This is a genomic window from Oscillibacter valericigenes, assembly GCF_016902445.1.
Taxonomy (GTDB): domain Bacteria; phylum Bacillota; class Clostridia; order Oscillospirales; family Oscillospiraceae; genus Oscillibacter; species Oscillibacter avistercoris.
Genome location: NZ_JACSNX010000027.1, coordinates 1 through 18,850, shown reverse-complemented (window position 1 = coordinate 18,850; position 18,850 = coordinate 1). Strand labels below are relative to the sequence as shown.

Genomic DNA, 18,850 nt, shown 5'->3' with positions numbered 1-18,850 from the left:
GCCACCTCAAATCGTCAGGTCGTTCTCCGCCTTGATCTCCGCCGCCTGGCCGAACAGGGCGGCCATCACCAGGCACAGCAGGCCGAACATGGCGAAGATGGGCACGAACAATGCGTTGTAGGACACCAGCGGCGCCGGAGAGCGGAACCAGTACAGGCTGAAGATCAGCCGGGCCAGTGCGGCCAGGGAGATGACAAAGGAGCAGACGGCCGCCCGCCGCAGGCTGACGGCGTTTTCGGGACAGAAGGGCGTGCCCCGGAGGATGGTGTCCAGCACCCGCCGGCCCTGCCACAGGATGACGGCGGTGCAGATGCCGGCGGCCCAGAGGAAGAGGGTCAGGGCGGTGGTATAGGGGTTGGCGTCGAGCCACCAGAGGAAGAGCAGATCAACGAAGTTCCAAAAGCAATCGTCGCTCTCATACGCCCAAAGCGCCTGAATATGTTCCAGATCAAACCGGAAATACACCAGTCCCGGCACCAGCAGCAGGGCCAGGAGGTTGCAGACAAAGGTGACGGTCACCAGGACTTTCAAGATCCGGGCGATGGTTTGTACGGTGGAGTTGGACACGGCGTTGTTCCTCCTTACAGTTGGGAAGTTTTGACCTTGCGGAGCCGCAGCAGCAGGCACAGGGCCCAGCCGATGCAGAACCACAGCAGCAGCGCCAGCAGGATCTGAAGGGCCGTCCCCTCGGTCCAGAGCCAGACCCAGCTCAAGGCGCAGGCGATCAGCGTCCGAAGAGGCACCTCCCACCAGCGGGCATATGGTGTGAGGCGCGTGAACTCCGGCAGGAGCTCCCCGCCCGAGAGCACCAGAGCGGGTACCAGAAACAGCGCCGCCAGAAGCAGCAGAACAGATGCGGTCCGCAGGATGCGGCAGATCCATGACATGGAACTCCCTCCTTTTTCTGCATCGTACCACGAGTGTTATTGTTTGTCAATGATTTTTTATTGTTTATCGATAAATTTATAAAGGAGGACGACAAGGAGGGGAAACGGACAAAAGACGACGCCGGGGCGGTCCCTTCGGACCGCCCCGGCGTCTGTATGATATAGAGAAAGGAGAGGGAAAATGATGGGTAAACAAGCTTCCTGCCTGTTGTCCTCACTATAGCGCGCCCGGAAAAGAAAGTCAACAGCCTGGGAAAAAGCTTCATAGTTTGTTTACAGACCGGTCAAAAACAGCTGTTTTGATTCATAAAATGTTCAAAGTTCGGAAACAAATCGGCCGGCGGTCATCCGCCGTACTGCCAGTGGGCGGGGTCATGGTCGCTGAGATCCGGCGTGGCAGGCCAGGTCAGCTCCCCGTCCTCGAGGACACAGGGGATGTCGCTGTACACGCCCTGGCGGCCATAGACATCCGTCACCACGGCAGCCACCTGCAGGGTATCCTGCGGAGAGACCGGCAGCTGCAGCTCCGGCAGGCGGTAGAAATCATATTCCTCGAAGCCGTGGAAGCTGTCCGGCGTCTCGCAGGGCTCCGCCCAGGCCACCAGCTTTTGATTTTTGAACAGCCCCACTTGGATGTTTGCCGCAGCTGCGGCAGGCTGCTCTGCATCCGGCTCGATTTCTCGGATATAGACGTACCGCTCGTGGTCATCTTTTTCCAGCATCAGGTCCCCGTCCTCCAACTCCATCCACACGAGCTCGCTGGAGACATCTACCTGGGGCAGCGAGTCGCTGTACAGCCCCTCGAACTGGTCCAGCAGCTGGGTCTGGCGGGTGCCGTCCGGCAGGACCAGCAGCGTCGAGAGGGTAATGTGGTCCGACAGAGGGACAGAAATCGTAGCGGAAAACCGCTGATTGGAGCCCTCTTCGCCGGCTTTGCCCAGCTGGTCGCTGGCAGTCTCCCCGTTCTCCGCCAGGAACTCCACGGACATTCCGGCCACATAGGTCTTGGGGACAGCGTAGGCGGAAAATGTAGCAGTATTGTTTTCAGGCCACACCCCCACCAGCTCCACATGATAGTCCGCCACCAGGCTGTTCTGGGCCTTCAGGATCTCCTCCACCCGGCTGGAGAGGGAGCCGATCTGGCCGTTCACGCTGGACTCCACCCGGTAGACGCTGTTCTGCAGATCCGCGTACTGATCGTCCATCCGGCCCAGGCGGTCGAAGAGATGGAACAGCACTAGGCACAGGATCAGACCTGCCGCGACAAAGGGCCAGCGGCGGCGCTTCCGGGGCTTTGGCTGGGCGGCGATGTACCGGCTCGCGATCTCCTCCACCATGCGCAGCTGCTGTTCTGTCAGCGCGGCCTCTGTTCCGGCAGCTTCCCCAGGGGGCTCCGGAAGATCCTCCACACCCAGGAGCCATCCCACGGAGACGCCGTAGAGGCGGCTCAGCGCGATCAGCTTGTCGATCTCCGGCAGAGCCGTATCCGATTCCCATTTGTAAATCGACTGGCGGGAGACCCCCAGCTGGTCCCCCAGCGCCTCCTGGGAGAGCGCCAGTTCCTTTCGCTTCTGTGCGATGCGCTGCCCGATGGTCACAGCCGTCGCCTCCTTTCGCCGCCAGCATAGCAGACGGCCCCGCCCCCAGGCCACCAACCGGCGGGTGGAATCGTGTCAACCCACGGTTAGCAAGAGGGCGGGACCGGTTGTGCTCCAAGGGATTCAGAGCTTTTTTTCGTAGCAGTTCAAATTCTCCCGCACAAAGCCCATGAAGAAGAACTCCGCCTGCCCGGCATAGTGGTACCCCAGAGAGGGATACAGATGGTTGGCGGGCAGATTCCCCTCCCAGGTATCCAGCCGGATGACAGTGCGGCCCAGGCGGCGGGACTCCTCCTCGCAGAAGGCCACCATCTGCCGGGCGTAGCCCCTGCCATGACAGGAGGGGCGGATACACAGCGTGTGGATGACGCCCACCTCATCCCGCGCGGCGGGGATGGACCAGGGGATGGCATCGTATTCCGGCAGCTGGAGACCGTTCAGATTCACCACGCCCCAGAGGACGCCGTCCTCCTCACCCACATAGAGGGTGCCGGCCTCCTGGGCCTGCCGGGCGGTGTCGATGGTGGGGTATTTGCCCCGCTGCCAGTTGGTATAGACGGGACCCTGTTGCTCCTGGTCCAGAATTTCCTCATAAATTTCAGCGGCCTGGGACAGGTCCGCGGGAGTGGCAAGACGGATCATGGGGATCTCTCCTTTTCAATATGGATGTCAGGCGGTCCGAACTGCGGAAAAAACGGAGCGCGCTGGGGTCAGCGCGCCCCGGTCTGCGTTACTGGGGGCCGTCCTTCTTGGCCTCGGGGGCGTCTGCGGGAGGTGTGTCCTCCGCCGGAGGGACGGAGGTGCCGTCCTCCGGCGCCTGGGGGGCCTGCTCCGGCTGGGCGGGGCTATCCTCCGGCGCCTCGATCTTCTGGGAGATCATGTGGACCTTCTTGGCGGCCGGCTCGATGATCTCGGGAGAGGAGGGGCGGAAACCGTCCTGCGCCTGGGTGGAGGCATAGGGGTTCTCCACCAGCTCCGGGTCCCGGCCCTCGATGATGGCCACCATCTCGCCGCCGGTGATGGTCTCCTTCTCCAGCAGGTAGGCCACGACCTTGTCCATGTCCTCCCGGCTGGCCTTGATGACCTCCACCGCCTGCTGGTAGCAACGGTCCAGGATCTCCTTCACCGCCTGGTCCATCCGGGCGGCGGTGTCCTGGGCGCAGTCCATGCCGTAGCCGCCGTCCAGATACTGGTTCCGGCGGGAGGCCAGGGCCATCATGCCGAACTCATCGCTCATGCCGAACATGGCGACCATGTTCCGTGCCACGTTGGTGGCATCCTGGATGTCCTGGCTGGCGCCGTTGGTCATGGTATTCAGGACCACTTCCTCAGCGGCGCGGCCGCCCATGGAGACCATGATCTTGGCCATCAGCTCGTCCTTTGTGCGCAGCTCGGTCTTGTCCTCCTCCGGCATCAGCAGGGTGTAGCCCAGGGAGCCCTGGGTGTGGGGGACGATGGTGATCTTCTGCACCGGCTCGGTGTTCTTCTGCTTGTAGGCCACCATGGCGTGGCCCACCTCGTGGTATGCCACCAGCTTCTTCTCGAATTCGGTGAGGACGCTGCCCTTCTTCTCCGTGCCGGCGATCACCAGCTCGAAGGCGGCCAGCAGGTCCTCCTGGGTCACCAGCTTGCGGCCCTTGCGGACGGCCCGCAGGGCGGCTTCGTTCACCAGGTTGGCAAGGTCGGCGCCCACGCAGCCGGCGGTGGCAAGAGCCACCTTCTTCAGGTTCACATCCTCCGCCAGCTTGATGTTGCGGGTGTGGACCTGGAGCGTGGCGATGCGCCCCGCCAGGTTGGGCCGGTCGATGGTGATGCGCCGGTCGAACCGGCCGGGCCGCAGCAGCGCCTGGTCCAGCACCTCGGGCCGGTTGGTGGCGGCCAGCAGGATGACGCCCTTGGTGGGGTCGAAGCCGTCCATCTCCGCCAGCAGCTGGTTTAAGGTCTGCTCCCGCTCGTCGTTGCCGCCCATGCGGTTGTCGCGGGATTTGCCGATGGTGTCGATCTCGTCGATGAACACGATGCAGGGGGCCACCTTGCTGGCCTCCTTGAAGAGGTCCCGCACGCGACTGGCGCCCACGCCCACGAACATCTCCACGAAGTCAGAGCCGGAGATGGAGAAGAAGGGGACGTTGGCCTCGCCGGCCACAGCCTTGGCCAGCAGCGTCTTGCCGGTGCCCGGAGGGCCCACCAGCAGCGCGCCCTTGGGGAGCTTGGCACCGATCTCCGTGTACTTCTGGGGGTTGTGGAGGAAGTCGATGATCTCGGTCAGGGACTCCTTGGCCTCGTCCTGGCCGGCCACATCCTTGAAGGTGACGCCGGTGGACTTCTCCATATACACCTTGGCGTTGGCCTTCCCCACGCCGCCGATGCCGCCCATACCGCCCATGCCGCCTTTTTTTGCCATCCAGCGCATGATGAGGGAGAAGGCCAGGAAGATGAACACAAAGGGCAGCACATAGCTCACCAGCATGCCCAGCACCGGGTTCACCGGGGCCTGATACTCCTTGTCCACGCCTTCCACGCCGTATTCCTGCAGCAGGGCAACGACGGCGTCATTGGACTGGATCTGGACGGTGAACAGCTCCAGATGGGCGGTCTGTTCCTGACCGGCGGCATCCCGATAGGTGTAGCCGTCCCGGGTCTTGGTGTAGACAGTTCCGTCCTCGCCGGTGTAGGTATACCCGGTCTCCGGGGTGATGATGAGGATATTTTCGGCGTTGTCGAACTCCACCCGGTCCACCTGACCGCTCTCTACCATCTCCAGAAAGTCGCCGTACTCGATGTTGATGGAGGAGGCCTGGCGGCCGGTGCTGCCCATGACGCTGCTGGCATAGCTGAAAATGATGGTCAGCAGCAGGGCCCAGCCCACCAGGGAGGCCACGCCCCGCCAGTTTCCGCCGGGCTTGTTGTTTTTCCGGTTGTTTTTGTTGTCGTTTGGGTTCATGTATGGGACTCCTTTCAGGGGAAGACCTGTCAATACCGGGCAGCTGCGGGAGGCACATCCGGCCCCGCCCGCGCCGAAGGCAGGGGCCCTGCCTGCTGTCCGGGAGGCTTCGCCCCCGCGGCTGCGGCCGGGGAGAAAGCCTGAAAATGATTCAAAAGTATATCACAGAAGCCCTGAATCTACAAGGACAAGGGGGCGGATTTCTATAAATTTTCTGTGAATTCCACTTTCCAGACTTCCTTCCCTATGCTATACTACCTCTTGAATGCGAAAATACACAGATCGAGGGAGAAACTATGGAAGAACGGAAAAAACAGGACCTGACTGCTGAGGCCGACGGCATCATCGAAGGGCGCAACGCCGTCATTGAAGCCCTGCGGGCAGGGGAGACCATCGACAAGATCTACCTCCAGAAGGGGGAGACGGACAAGACCCTGGGACACATCGCCTCCAAGGCCAGGGCTGCGGGGGTCGTGGTGGTGGAGGCGGACCGGCGGAAGCTGGACGCCATGAGCCGCACCCACGCCCACCAGGGCGTCATCGCCCTGGCGGCGGTGCGGGAGTATGTCAGCGTGGAGAGCATCCTGGATGCTGCCCGGGAAAAGGGGGAAGATCCCCTCCTGGTGGTGTGCGACGAGATCTCCGATCCCCACAACCTGGGGGCCATCATCCGCACCGCCGAGTGCGCCGGCGCCCACGGGGTGGTGATCCCCAAGCGCCGCAGCGCGGGCCTCACCGCCGTGGTGGCCAAGACCTCTGCCGGAGCGGTGGCCCATGTGCCGGTGGCCCGGGTGCCCAACATCCCCGCTCTGCTGAAGGACTTGAAAAAACAGGGCGTCTGGGTGTTCGGCACGGCGGCGGACGGCACCACCGCCCTGTATGACGCGGACCTGAAGGGCCCCGCCGCCATCGTCATCGGCAGCGAGGGGGACGGCATGACCCGTCTGGCCGCCGAGAACTGTGACTTTTTGGTGAGCATCCCCATGCGGGGAAAACTGAATTCCCTGAACGCCTCCGCCGCCGCGGCGATCCTGCTGTATGAGGCGGTGCGCCAGCGGATGGCCTGAGCGGAAGGGAGACACGGGAGAGGAAAGGGGCACCATGGCTTCCAAGGACGAGAGAGAGTTTGATAGCGGCCTGACCGGGGGAACGGACGTCCCGGCGGCGGAGGAGGACTTCTCCCTGGAGGAGATCCTGGCAGAGTACGGCGCGGGGAGGGAGCAGCGCCTTCTGGCAGATGTGGAGCAGGAGGTCCGCCGGGAGGCGGAACCTGACGCCTCCGTGCCGGAGCCCGCTCCGCAGGAGCCGTCTCCAAAGGCGGAGACGCGGCAGAAGCCTGCTGCCCCCAGAGCAAAGCGCAAAGAGGTCCCGCCGCCCCAAAAGCCTTCGGCTGGTCCGGCGCCGGACCGGCCGGAGGACCCGATGGAGGAGCTGCAGAGGGACCTGCCGCCCTCTCCGCACCCCATCACGCTGGAGGATGTGGTGGGCAGCACCGTGGACGCGGTGATGGAAGAGGAGGCCCAGGAGCCGCTGCTGCGGCCCCGGCGGGGCCTGTTCTCCCGGCGGCGGCTGGTGGAGACGGAGGAGCTCTACGCCCCGCCGGAGCCTGAGCCGGAGCCGGAGGAGATCCCGGAGATCGACACCATCGGCCCGGAGCCGGAGCTGGCGGAGGCCGCGGCGGACTGCCGGGCAGAGACCAAGCGGCGCAAGCGGCCCATCCTGGCGGCGGCGCTGATCTCCCTGCTGCCGGTGATCCCCATGGGGATCGAGGCGTACGGCTATGAGATCCGATACTGGACGGGCAATGCGGCCGCCCAGAGCGGCGTGCTGCTGGCGTGCCTCGTGATCGTGGCCGTCCTGGCCCGGCAGGTGTTCGCCAAGGCCTTCGGCGCCCTTTTGCGCAAGCGGTGCACCAGTGAGCTGCTGGCGGTGATCTCCGCCGCGGTGATGGCGGCGGACTGCGCGGCCCGTCTGCTGCTGCCGGAGCGGAGCGATGCCGCCTGCTACGCGCCGGTAGCCTGCTTCGCCCTGGTGTTCGCCATGTGGGGCGGCGCCCGGGAGGGCCGCGGCCTGTGGGACACCTTCCGCATGGCCGCCACGGACGACGAGCCGCCCTATCTGGTGACGGAGACGGAGAAGGGCGCCTGCAAGCAGACGGGCTCCGTCCCAGGCTTCTACACCACCGCCCTGCGGGAGGATACTGCCGCTGTGTGGCAGAACGCCCTGATGCCGGTGGTGCTGGTGGCCTCCATCGTGTTTGCCGGGCTCAGCTCCCTGGGCCAGGGGCGGGGAGACGACTTCCTGCTGAACTGGTCCGCCATCCTGGGGGCCGGCACCACCTTTGCCCTGCCTCTGTGCTGGGGGATGCCCTTTTCCCGGCTGGCCCGGCATTTCCACAAGGCGGGCTGCGCCGTGGCGGGCTGGTGCGGCGCAGAGAAGATCAGCCGCAGGCGGGCCATGATCCTGACGGACGGGGACCTGTTCCCGCCGGGCACCATCCAGCTCAACGGCGTGAAGGTGTTCGGGGAGGATCTGCCCCGGGTATCCTCCTACGCCGCCTCCATGGCCCGGGCGGCGGACTGCGGCCTCCAGCGGCTGTTTGACGGCCTGCTGCGGAGCGAGGGCGGCCATTATGAGACCGTGGATGATTTCAGCTTCTATGAGGAGGGCGGTTACTCCGCCACCATCCGGGGAGAGTCGGTGCTGCTGGGCACGGCCTCCTTTATGCGGAAGATGGAGGTGCGCCTGCCCGCCGGCATCAACCTGCGGACCGGCATCTTCCTGGCCATGGACCGGCAGCTGGCGGCGGTGTTCGCCGTGAAGTACCAGCCCTCGGAAAACGTGGACTTTGCCCTGCGGATGATGCGCCGCAGCCGCATCACGCCGATCCTGGCGTCCCGGGACCCCAATATCACCCCGGCCCTGCTGAAGCGGAAGTTCCACAAGAGCGTGAAGGTGGAGTTCCCCAGCCTGACGGACCGGGTGGCCTACAGCGAGGCGGAGCTGGACCGGGGGATGCCCCGGGCCCTGCTGTTCCGGGAGGGGCTGCTGCCCTATGCGGAGGCGGTGGTGGGCAGCCGCCGCCTGTGCAAGGCCGTGCGGCGGGCCACGGCGCTGTCGGTGCTGGGCAGCGTGGCCGGCACGCTGCTGTCCTTTTATCTGGTGTTCCAGGAAGCGTATAATCTGCTGACGCCTCTGGCCCTGCTGCTGTTTCTGCTGCTGTGGACCCTGCCGGTGCTGCTGCTGGCGGACTGGGCGGGCCGCTACTGACATCCGGCCATGAAAGATCCCCCGCACCTCTGCACGTGCAGAGGTGCGGGGGATCTGTGTGTCTGCGGCGGGTGTCAGAACTTCAGCTTGAAGGTGGCATCGCCTGCGGTGATCACATCGCCGCTTCGCAGGATATGGGCCATTTCGATCCGGCTGCCATTGAGCTGGGTGCCGTTCTGAGATCCCAGGTCCTCGATGTACACTACGTCGTTCGCCAGAAAGACCCGGCTGTGCCGGCGGGAGACGGAGCCGTCCGCAAAGGGGATATCGCAGCCGGAGTCCCGGCCGATCACCAGCTCCCGCTGGAGAGTAAACTCCAGCTGCTGGCCCAGATAGGCGCCCTGAAGGACCTCCAGCCGGACGAAGATGCCGGGTGGATCCTGCGGACCGCCCGACGGCGGCGCGTCCTCTGCCGCCCCGGAGGGTGCCGGAGGCTCCGGCGCGGACCGCTTCCGCCGCAGGAGGAGCGCAGCGACTGCCGCCACCAGCAAAACCGCGAGACCGATGAGCGGGATCAGGACGTCCGCATCCAGAGAGAGGCCGGGGGAGGGCTGCGGCGCAGGCTCCTCCGCCGCAGCAGACATGCCGGAGGACGAGGAGACCGTTGACGGCGGGAGCACGGGCTCCGGGGGCGTCTCCGGCTGCTCCGCCTCTTCCCCGCCGGCAGAGGCGGGGAAGGATACCTCTGTGGACCCGCGGCACACCAGTTCCCTGCCGGAGGCGAAGGTGATGGAGACCGGAGCGGTCTCCTGCTCCGGGGCCAGGCCGGAGAGGGAGAAGCTGGTCACGTACAGCCGCCCGGTCTCCTCTGCCAGGGCGGCCCCGGCCTCCGCCGCCGGGAGACCGCTGCCGACGACCTGATGGACCCCGCCGGAGGCGTCCGTCAGGGAGGCCAGGCTGTCAAGCGCGGCCGTATCCGTGCCGAACCCCACGGAGTGGAGCATCACGTCGGAGGCATTGATCCGCTCCAGCAGCTCCTCATAGGAGACGCTGGCACCCGGGTCATAGGCCACCGCGTCTGACAGCACGATGAGCCCCCGCAGCTCGTTTCCGGTGCGGGGCATGCCGTCAAAGCAGTCCAGCGCCTGGCTGATGGAGCTGTGGAGACGGGTCACCGTCTCGTCCATGGGGATGTCCGCCATCCGGGCGGCCAGCTGCTCTGCCGGCACATCCTCCGCCAGAAGGGAAAAGCTGTCTCCAAAGGAAGCCAGCAGGAATCGGGTGTTCTTCCCGCAGGCGGCGGCCAGACTTTCTGCGAAGGCCGCTGCCTCCTCCCGGAACGGGGGCATGGAGTTGGAGTTGTCCACCAGCAGCATCCATGTCACGGGAAATCCGGCCTGCCGCACAGTCTCCAGTGTGCCGGAGGCTGGGAAGGTCCGCCCGCCGAGCTCCGCGTCCGCCTTGGTGATGGGCTGGTCCGCACCGCTGATGTCCACATAGGTGTAAAGAGTATCCTGATAGACGAAGGCCCGCACCAGCCGGGCCTCTGCCGCGGCACTGGCGCCGGCGGCCAGGGACAGGGCCAGCGCCAGGGTCAGAGCCAGGGAAAAGATCCGTTTCATCCGCATGCCTCCACAAAGACCGTGATGAGGGAAAAGTTGTCGCTGCCCGGCGGTGTCCGCCGGATGTGCCGCAGGAGCATCCCCTCTGCCCACTCCTCCGGCGTCCGGGCCCTGCAGAGGTCGGCCTGGATCTCCTCATTGTAGACAAATTCCCAGAATCCGTCGGAACAGAGGAGAAAGGCATCCCCGGGAGACACGACCGCCTGACCGGCCTCCGGGCGGCAGGGCTCCTTGCCCAGCACCCGCAGCAGGCGGCTGCGGTCGTCGTCGTGGTAGACGTCCATATAGGAGATCTCCCCGCCCAGGAACTTCCGGTAGGTGACGGAGTGGTCGGCGGTGACGCCGGCCAGCTCCCCATTGGAAAAGCGGTAGAGCCGGGAGTCCCCGATGTGGGCCCAGACGGCGGTGCTGCCGGCCAGCTTCAGGGCCACGGCGGTGGTGCGCATCTCCTCCTGCCCCGGCTGCGCCTGCCGGCGGAGCAGCTCCTCGTTGGCGGACCGGAACAGATCCAGCAGGCCGGCCTCCTCCAGGGCTTCCGCCTGCGCCATGCCGGTGAAAATGGCATCCACCGCCGCCTGGGAGGCCACCTCGCCGCAGCGATGGCCGCCCAGTCCGTCCGCCAGGACAAAGATGCCCTGCTCCGCAGAGGCCCGGAGACTGTCCTCGTTGTGGTCCCGGCCGCCGCGGTTCGTATATGCGTAAGCACTCAGCTGCATGGCGCTCACTCCAGATCCACGTAGACGGTGTTGTCCACCTCACCCAGATAGAAGGAGCTCTTGGGAGACAGCTTGGTGGGCGTCTCCGGCGGGATGCGCTGGCCGCCGGCCAGGAAGGTGCCGTAGGTGGAGTTCAGGTCCGTCACCACGAACACGCCGTCCCGCTCGTCGTAGTACACCTGGCAGTGGCGGGAGCTGACGCCCGGCGTGCCGTCCTGATACACCAGCCGGCAGGTGGCGCTGTCCCGGCCGATCTGCACCGGCTGCTGATGATGGAGCTGGACCACCAGGCCGCCGTGCTGGGGAGACAGGGAGCGGATCACCGGAGCCTTGCGGGATGTTTCCGCATCGGCTGCAGGTGCGGCCTCTGCGGGCTTCTTCTTTTTCCGCCCCAGCACCACGGCCAGCACCACGATCACGACCACGACTGCAGCGGCGATCCCGATGTAAAGCATGGTATTCCCGGACATGGGAGAGGCGCTGTACAGGGAATAGGGGATGTTGTTCCGGTCCAGCATGGGCAGGATCTCCCCGATGCTGACAGCGTAGAACAGATTCTGGTCCAGATCGGAAGCAGCGGTGTTGATGCCCAGCACCGCGCCGTTGCCGTCCACCAGGGGGCCGCCGGAGTTGCCGCCGCTCATGGAGGTGTCGGTCTGGATCAGCCTCCGGCCGGTGCCGCTCTCCGTCAGCAGGCGGCCGATGCTGCCGGCAGTGACGGTGGCGTCGTCCGGGCTGAAGGAGTTCACAGCCTGGACCGTCATATCCGCCGCCAGGGGATAGCCCACGGCGTAGACCTCATCGCCCAGCATGGCGTCCTCCACTTCCCGCATCTGGAGAGCGGAGCGCTTGTCGGTGGGCTCTTCCAGCTTCAGGACGGCAATGTCCTTTTCGTAGTCGTAGTCCACCAGATAGGCCTCCGCCTCGTCGTCCTGGTCAAAGAGCACGTGGAGCTCCCCGCCGCCGATGGCTTTGCCCGCCAGGATGAAGTCCTCCACCACATGGCAGTTGGTGACGATGTACTCCGGGTCCTGCCCTGCCTCTCCCACGAAGAAGCCGGTGCCCCGCCAGTAGTTCATGACGCCGTTTTCGTCCGGCGCCCCGGTGCGGATCAGCACGATCCCGTTGAGTGTATCCTGATCAAAAGCCGCCAGAGACGGCACTGCCAGGGCCGCCGCCAGGGCTGCCGCCAGCAGCGCCGCGGCCAGTTTCCGCATGATCTTCATAGTCCTCTCTCTCCCGTCTGTTTGAATTGATAGGCGATCAGCACGCCTGTGTAGTTGTCCTGGGCTGGAAGGGCCTTTTCCGCCACCATGGTCTCCAGCAGGCGGCAGCCCTCGTCCGGGGGCACCGACATGGCCTCCTTCAGCTCCGGGACCGTCAGCACGCCGCTGATGCCGTCAGAGCACAGCAGCACCACGTCTCCCGGCTGCAGATGCCAGGGCCGCAGGCTCTGATCCGTCCGGTCCAGGCGGTCCATGCCCACAAAGGCGGTGAGCCGCCGGGCGTCTTCGTCCTGCTCCGCCCGCTCTTTTTGGATGGGCTCCTGCTCCAGCTCCCGCAGATACAGGTCGTTGAGGCAGGTGTGCTCCCGATTCAGCTGAAACACGCACTCCCCCCGCTTGAGAAAGATGGCGCTGTCTCCCACGCTGAGCCAGTGGAGCTCTGCCCCCAGGATCCGCACCGCCACCACCGTGGTGCCGCTGCGGCCCTGGAATCGCTGGAAGATGCCGTCGCTGGCGGCCAGGACGCCCTCCCGCAGCTGCTGGGGCACGTCGCCTTCCTCCAGCAGGCCGCGGAACAGCCGGACCATAGAATCCACAGCCGCCTCACTGGCCTCGTTTCCGCTGTCCATGCCGCCCATGCCGTCCGCCACCACGGCGAAGAGGCCCTGGCGGGCCAGCGCGTCCGGGTCGGAGATGTTGCAGATGGCGAAGGAGTCCTCCTGCCGCTCCCGCGCGCCCACGCCCTGGACGTTTCCCGCCAGAAGGGCCGGCCCCCTGGGCACGGACAGCTCCACGGTGGCGCTGTCCTCCGTCACCCGGCGGGCACGGCCGAACAGCCGGTCAAACACGCTCATGCTCCGTCTGCTCCGCCTCCTGCTTCCAGGTGAACCGCTCCCCGCAGAGGGGGACGAACAGCAGCTTCGTCTCTCCAAAGTCGATGAGATCGTAAGCCTGCAGCGGCGTGGCGGAGAATACCTCCTCCCCGTTGAGATAGACGATGTTCCGCCCGTCTCCGGGCAGAAGGTTGAACCGGTTGTTCCGGTCGCTGTAGCTGATCCTGGCGTGGTTCTCCATGGAGATGGTCCGGTCGCCGGTGATGGTGATGTCCATCCGGTCGCCCCGGCCGATGGAGTTGATGCCGCCCCGGATGGTGTAGCTCTTGCCCCGGCTGGGACCCTCCACACAGGCCAGCCACCCCACCACCGGGTCAAAGCCCATCTGCTCCTGCATCATGCCCACGGTCTTGCCCGCGTCCAGCACGCTGGGGCCGTGGAACTTGGGCGGCGCGGTGGGCTCCGGCGCCTCGGCGGGCGCGGGAGCGGCAGGGGCGTAGCCCCTGGGGGGCATGGTCTTCTGGGGGGCAGTCACCGGGATGGCCGCCTGGGGAGCGTAGCCTCTCGGCGGCATGGTCTTGGAGTCCGCCGTCACCGGGATGGCACCGCCGGGGGTCGCCGGGGCGGGCTGCGGCGTGAGAGGCGCCGTCTTCTGGGCGGCCGTCACCGGCGTGCCGGAGAGGGGCGCAGTCCGGCTGGTGTCCGTGACGCGGATGGGCGCGGTGCGCCCGGCGGCCGCCACGGTGATCTGCTGGTTGTTTTTGCAGTAGGGACAGGTGGGGTACTTCTCCGGATCATAGAGATGCCCCCGCCCGCATTCGATCTGGGCCATGGGAAAAAACCTCCTTTTCCGTACTTAACCGATATAGAGATCGGGGACGAAGCTCACCATGGAGGTGTCGATGCCGTCCACCGTGTTATAGACTGATAACTGGGTCAGGTTGGTGAGATTGCCCAGGGGTGCGATGCTCCGCACCTTTTCCTGATAGCTGCCCACGCTTACCCACAGGTCCCGCAGGCTGGTGAGATTGCCCAGCGCCGTCAGGTCGTTGTTGAGGGCCCGGAAGTTGCTGATCTGCAGGTCCGTCAGGCTGGTGAGGGTCCCCAGGGGCGACAGGTCCAGCGCCGGCCCTGCATAGCCGGAGGCGCCGTTGATGTTCAGCGTCTGGAGATTCGTCAGGCCCCGGAGCCCTTCCAGGGAGTCCGGCGTGCCGGAGATCTGCAGGTCCTGGAGGTTCTTCAGATTTGCCAGGGCGTCGATGTTGAAGCTCTTGAAATCGTCGTAGTCCGCGTCGTAGCTGGGCAGCCGCAGGGTCTGGAGCTGAGTGAGGTTCGCCAGGGGATCCAGGTCGGGATAGCTGGCGTAAGTGCCGCTGAGGTTCAGCTCCTGCAGCTTCGTCAGGTTTTCCAGCCCGTGAAGGCTGGTCAGCCCCGTGGTGTCCACATGCAGGGAGGTGAGGTTCGTCAGGCCGGAGAGGGCTGTCAGGTCCGTTACCCGGATCTCCCCGCTGGTATAGATGTTCAGACTCTGGAGCTGGGTCATCCCCTTGAGGAAATCCAGGGAGTTGATATAGTAATCGCCGCTGATGGAGAGCGACTGCAGTCCGGTCATCCCTGACAGGGGTGAGAAGTCCTGGACATTCCCCACGCTGATGCTCAGCTCACGCACCTTGGACATGTTGGCAAGGCCGCTCAGATCTGTCAGCGTGTAGTCGTTGTTGCTCAGACGCAGATCCGTTACATCCGCCATGCCGATCAGGGGCGCAGTGCTCTGAATGTTGCCCCGAATGTCCAGAGACTGCATTTGGGTCATGCCGGAGAGCGGGGAGAGATCTATGGGGGCAGTGCTGTTGGAGTTCAGCGTCAGCTCCCGCATCTCTGTCATCCCGGCCAGAGGCGTCAGATCAAGAGCTGCGGTGGTGTTCACATAGAGGGTCAAAGACTGCAGTCCTGTCACCCCCTCCAGGGGGGAGAGATCCAGCTCCGGCAGGGTATAGTCCGAGGCGGGATTGAGCTGCAGCGTGGTCAGATTTTTCAGGCCCGACAGGTCCGGCAGGGTCAAACTCTCAAAAATGCCATAAATGTAGATCTCCTGAAGTCCGGTCATGCCGGAGAGAAAGGACAGGTCGCCGATGGATGCCTCCGGACTCTGGATGTTCAGGTTTTTTACACTTGTCAGGTTTGTCAGAGGCGACAGATCGGTGCCGGCCGGGATGTTGCTGAGATTCAGATATTCCACCTTCGTCATGCCGGAGAGGAAGGAGAAGTCCGTCACCGGGACATTCTGGAAATTGATGTTCTCCAGCTCCGTCATGCCGGAGAGGGGAGAGAGATCCGTCAGGTTCGGGTTGTTCCCCACATCAATGTATCGCATCTGGGTCATCTCCGCCAGGGGGGAGAGGTCTGTGATGTCATTCCCGTCCACGTACAGGTCGATCAACGCCGTCATGTCCGCCAGCGGCGACAGGTCCGTGATGCTGTTGTCGCTCAGCTGCAGGCTTTCCAGCCGGGGCAGCTCCGTCAGGCAGGAGACGTCGGTGATGTTGTTTTCCCGCAGGTTCAGGGAGTATAGGTTCACCATGTACTTCAGGTCCTGGATGTCTGCATCCGTCAGACCCATGCCCTGCAGGTCCAGGTTTTTCTCATCCGTGCTGTACTCCTGTCCGGCGATGGTGATGGAGGGGACTTCCGTGGGCAGCAGGTCTCCGCCGCCCCTGCCGCTGCCTCCGCCGCCGGTGAGGGTGGTCAGAGCCACCAGCACCACGACTGCTGCCGCGGCGATGGCCCCATAGAGCTTGGGCTTCTGCCGGATCTTGGCAATGAGGGCGTCCAGCTGACCTCCGGCGGTGGACGGTGCGGCAGCGCCGCCGGAGGCGGGCACCTCCACGATCTGCTGCTGCTCAATGGCGTCCAGGAACTCCGCCGCGCTCTGGAACCGGTCCTCCGGCTGGACGGCGAGACCCTTCAAAATGGCCTTGTCCAGATACTCCGGAATGTCGATGCCGCACTGGGAGATGGGGACCAGCTCGTCATGGTCCAGCCGCTCCAGAGACTCCGGCGGCAGGAAGCCGGTGATGGCGGCGTAGAAGCACGCCGCGCAGGAGTAGACGTCCGTGAACGGGCCCTGCCTGCTCCGGCGGATGTACTGCTCCTTGGGCGCGTAGCCGACTTTCAAAATGACGTCCAGACTTTTGGACTTGTCTCCGATAGAGTATCTTGCAGATCCGAAGTCCAGCAGCTTCACCATGCCGTCTTTCGTAATGTAGATGTTGTCCGGCGTCACATCCCGGTGGATGAAGCCCTCCGCATGGACAGCAGTCAGGGCCCGCAGGACGGGGATCATCACGTTGAGAGTCTCTTCGACAGAGATCTTCCCGCCGTGGTTGGCGATGTAGGTCTTGAAGGAGATGCCCTCGATGTAGTCCATGACGAAGTACGAGGTGTCGTTTTCGTCGAAGTAGCTGGACACACCGGCGATGTTGGGGTTGCCGATGAACTTTGCCAGGGTCCGGGCCTCCTCCTGGAAGCGCTCGGCGCCATAGGCGAACTCCTCGCTGCGGTTCTCTGCCAGAACGGACACGGTGGTGCCCTGCCGGGTGGCGATCTCGCCGGGCATGAACTCCTTGATGGCCACCTTGGCGTTCAACTGGGTATCCAGGGCCAGGTAGGTGATACCGAAGCCGCCCTGGCCCAGCACCCGGCCGATGATGTACCGGTCATTCAGGACCGTCCCGGCCCGCAGGGCCACCGGGAATTTTTTCTCGTTTTCCGCCAGGTCGAAGCCGCAGTAGGGGCAGGGGCCCTCTGCTTCGGACTTTTCCTGAAAGCAGTTGTAGCAGAAAACTGGTTTTTCAGGGACAGGCGACATGAGACTACCTCCTATTTGCAGCTACGAATTTTTGTTGACGACCGGCACATGCTCCACCGGAGACCAGTCAGAGACCGTATACCGCCCACTGTCATAAATGGAGACAGACTGCAGGTTGGTCAGTTCCCGCAGAGGGGAGATATCCGTGACATTGGAGAAGCGCAGCTCCAGTGTGCGGAGATCTTTCAGGTTTGCCAGGGCGGACAGGTTGGAGAGCGACGGGATCGGCGGGTCCCAGCTGGAGTTCTGAGCGGAGATGGACAGTGTTTGAAGGTTTGTCAGATCTGCCAGGGGAGAGAGGTCCACGGTGATCTCATGGTCCTGATAGGTGTCCAGGGAGAGCGCCAGCTCCGTCAGGTCGGTCAGGCTGCGCAGAGGTTCCAGAGAGGTGTCAGACCCGGAAATGCTGCCGCCGTTCTGCACCGACAGGAATTGCAGATTGGTGAGGTTGGAAAGAGGCGTCAGATCTTTGATGCCGCAGGGAATGTCCAGATGGGTCAACTTCGTCAGACCGGAGAGGCCCTGGATGTCATAGGGAGAGGCCCCCTGGCCATAGACCCGGATGGGCAGCCGGATCGTCTCCAGCTGCGTCAGCTGGGAGAGTCCGTCCACGTTGGAATAGGTCGCTTCGCTGCCGTAACACTCCAGTGCCCGCAGGTTGGTCATACCGGCCGCCCAGTCAAAATCGGAGATCCCCTCCACATCCAGACGCAGCTCCTCCAGCTGCGTGAGATTGGCCAGCGGCGTCAGATCATCCAGATAGAAGAAGGTGTTGTTCCCGGTGGGGCGGATCCACAGGATCCGAAGTTCGCTCAGATGGGAGAGAGGGGTCAGATCCTGGAAGGAAAGATTTCCCTCAATGCGCAGATTCGTGAGATTGGTGAGACTGGCCAGGGGGGACAGATCGTCAAACGTTCCCACAATGTCCAGACGCGTCAAATTGGTCAACTCCGCCAGAGGGGACAGGTCCCGGATGTTGGTGGAGGGATTGTTGCTGTCTCCGCTGAAGCGGAGCGTGCGCAGCTCCGTGAGGTTGGACAGCGGCGTCAGGTCGCCAAAGGATCCGGTGTCCGGCAGATAGAGCGCCGTCAGGTTGATCATATAGCCGATCTGCTGCAGATCGGCGTCCGTGAGCTGCGTGGATTCCAGATCCAGCTCCCGCAGATCGGTGCTGTATTCCTGTCCCTGGATCGTGACGGACGGGACCGCAGCCTGTTTCAGGGGAGGAAGATCCTCCGACTCCGCATTGGCCTGCGGCAGACTGCTCCCGCTGGTGCCGCCCCCGCCCAGAGCCATGCCCACGCCGATCGCCACCACGACCAGAGCCGCAAGGCCTGCGATCAGGGCAGGCTTGACTTTTTTCTTCTCCGGGGCCGGGGTTGTTCCGCCGGAGACGGGCACCTCCACCACCTGCTGGCTCTCGATGGCGTCCAGGAACTCCGCCGCGCTCTGGAACCGGTCCTCCGGCTGGACGGCCAGGCCCTTCAAAATCGCCTTGTCCAGGTACTCCGGGATGTCGATGCCGCATTGGGAGATGGGAACGAGGGTGTCCTCGTCCAGCCGCTCCAGGGACTCCGGCGGCAGAAAGCCCGTGATGGCGGCGTAGAAGCACGCCGCGCAGGAGTAGACGTCGGTGAAGGGCCCCTGCCGGCTCCGGCGGATGTACTGCTCTTTCGGGGCGTAGCCGACTTTCAGAATGACGTCCAAACTCTTGGACTTGTCGCCGATGGAGTATCTTGCGGAGCCGAAGTCCAGCAGCTTCACCATGCCGTCTTTCGTAATGTAGATGTTGTCCGGCGTCACGTCCCGGTGGATGAACCCCTCCGCATGGACGGCCGTCAGCGCCCGCAGGACGGGGATCATCACATTCAGGGCCTCTTCTACGCTGACCTTTCCGCCGTGATTGGCGATGTAGGTCTTGAAGGAGATGCCCTCGATGTAGTCCA

The 18,850-nt window shown here is 64.3% G+C and carries 14 protein-coding genes; 2 read left to right on the top strand and 12 right to left on the bottom strand.

Annotation, left to right across the window (positions count from 1 at the left end; genetic code table 11):
- Positions 1–6: 6 nt before the first annotated feature.
- The 5 genes from H9X91_RS14480 to ftsH form a co-directional block, all read right to left on the bottom strand.
- Positions 7–567 (bottom strand): DUF2975 domain-containing protein, encoded by a 561-nt coding sequence (locus tag H9X91_RS14480; protein ID WP_204805511.1) that lies wholly within the window; start codon positions 565–567, stop codon positions 7–9.
- A gap of 14 nt (positions 568–581) precedes the next feature.
- Positions 582–887 (bottom strand): hypothetical protein, encoded by a 306-nt coding sequence (locus tag H9X91_RS14475; protein ID WP_204805509.1) that lies wholly within the window; start codon positions 885–887, stop codon positions 582–584.
- Positions 888–1,231: 344 nt separating this feature from the next.
- Entirely contained in the window at positions 1,232–2,485 is a 1,254-nt protein-coding gene (locus tag H9X91_RS12590) for a helix-turn-helix domain-containing protein (protein WP_204805507.1), read from the bottom strand.
- A gap of 123 nt (positions 2,486–2,608) precedes the next feature.
- Complete coding sequence (locus tag H9X91_RS12585) at positions 2,609–3,127, bottom strand: GNAT family N-acetyltransferase (RefSeq protein ID WP_204805505.1); 519 nt, start codon at positions 3,125–3,127, stop codon at positions 2,609–2,611.
- An 88-nt stretch (positions 3,128–3,215) separates the two neighbouring features.
- On the bottom strand, positions 3,216–5,429 hold the full coding sequence (gene ftsH / locus H9X91_RS12580; protein ID WP_204805503.1) for an ATP-dependent zinc metalloprotease FtsH: 2,214 nt from the start codon (positions 5,427–5,429) through the stop codon (positions 3,216–3,218).
- A 296-nt stretch (positions 5,430–5,725) separates the two neighbouring features.
- Between ftsH and rlmB the strand changes: the two genes are divergently transcribed.
- Together rlmB and H9X91_RS12570 are read left to right on the top strand one after the other, a co-directional pair.
- Positions 5,726–6,496: a 23S rRNA (guanosine(2251)-2'-O)-methyltransferase RlmB gene (rlmB, locus tag H9X91_RS12575; protein ID WP_204805501.1), complete on the top strand. Its 771-nt coding sequence runs from the start codon at positions 5,726–5,728 to the stop codon at positions 6,494–6,496.
- A 34-nt stretch (positions 6,497–6,530) separates the two neighbouring features.
- Positions 6,531–8,699, top strand: a complete 2,169-nt coding sequence (locus H9X91_RS12570; protein WP_204805500.1) for a hypothetical protein — start codon at positions 6,531–6,533, stop codon at positions 8,697–8,699.
- A gap of 74 nt (positions 8,700–8,773) precedes the next feature.
- On the opposite strand, the gene H9X91_RS12565 is transcribed toward H9X91_RS12570, so the two are convergent.
- The 7 genes from H9X91_RS12565 to H9X91_RS12535 all read right to left on the bottom strand — a co-directional run.
- Entirely contained in the window at positions 8,774–10,261 is a 1,488-nt protein-coding gene (locus H9X91_RS12565; RefSeq protein WP_204805498.1) for an FHA domain-containing protein, read from the bottom strand.
- The gene (locus H9X91_RS12560) at positions 10,258–10,977 is read right to left on the bottom strand and encodes a PP2C family protein-serine/threonine phosphatase (protein ID WP_204805496.1); all 720 of its coding nucleotides are present in this window, start codon (positions 10,975–10,977) and stop codon (positions 10,258–10,260) included. Before H9X91_RS12560 ends, H9X91_RS12565 begins: the two co-directional genes overlap by 4 nt.
- 5 nt (positions 10,978–10,982) lie before the next feature.
- The gene (locus H9X91_RS12555; protein ID WP_204805494.1) at positions 10,983–12,203 is read right to left on the bottom strand and encodes a trypsin-like peptidase domain-containing protein; all 1,221 of its coding nucleotides are present in this window, start codon (positions 12,201–12,203) and stop codon (positions 10,983–10,985) included.
- Positions 12,200–13,057: a PP2C family protein-serine/threonine phosphatase gene (locus H9X91_RS12550; RefSeq protein WP_204805492.1), complete on the bottom strand. Its 858-nt coding sequence runs from the start codon at positions 13,055–13,057 to the stop codon at positions 12,200–12,202. The genes H9X91_RS12555 and H9X91_RS12550 overlap by 4 nt, the downstream gene beginning before the upstream one ends.
- Entirely contained in the window at positions 13,044–13,868 is an 825-nt protein-coding gene (locus H9X91_RS12545) for an FHA domain-containing protein (protein ID WP_204805490.1), read from the bottom strand. Before H9X91_RS12545 ends, H9X91_RS12550 begins: the two co-directional genes overlap by 14 nt.
- Before the next feature lie 24 nt (positions 13,869–13,892).
- Positions 13,893–16,904 (bottom strand): leucine-rich repeat domain-containing protein, encoded by a 3,012-nt coding sequence (locus H9X91_RS12540; protein ID WP_204805488.1) that lies wholly within the window; start codon positions 16,902–16,904, stop codon positions 13,893–13,895.
- Positions 16,905–16,925: 21 nt separating this feature from the next.
- Positions 16,926–18,850, bottom strand: a 1,925-nt coding sequence (locus tag H9X91_RS12535) for a leucine-rich repeat domain-containing protein (protein ID WP_204805486.1), incomplete at its 5' end; no start/stop codon positions are given.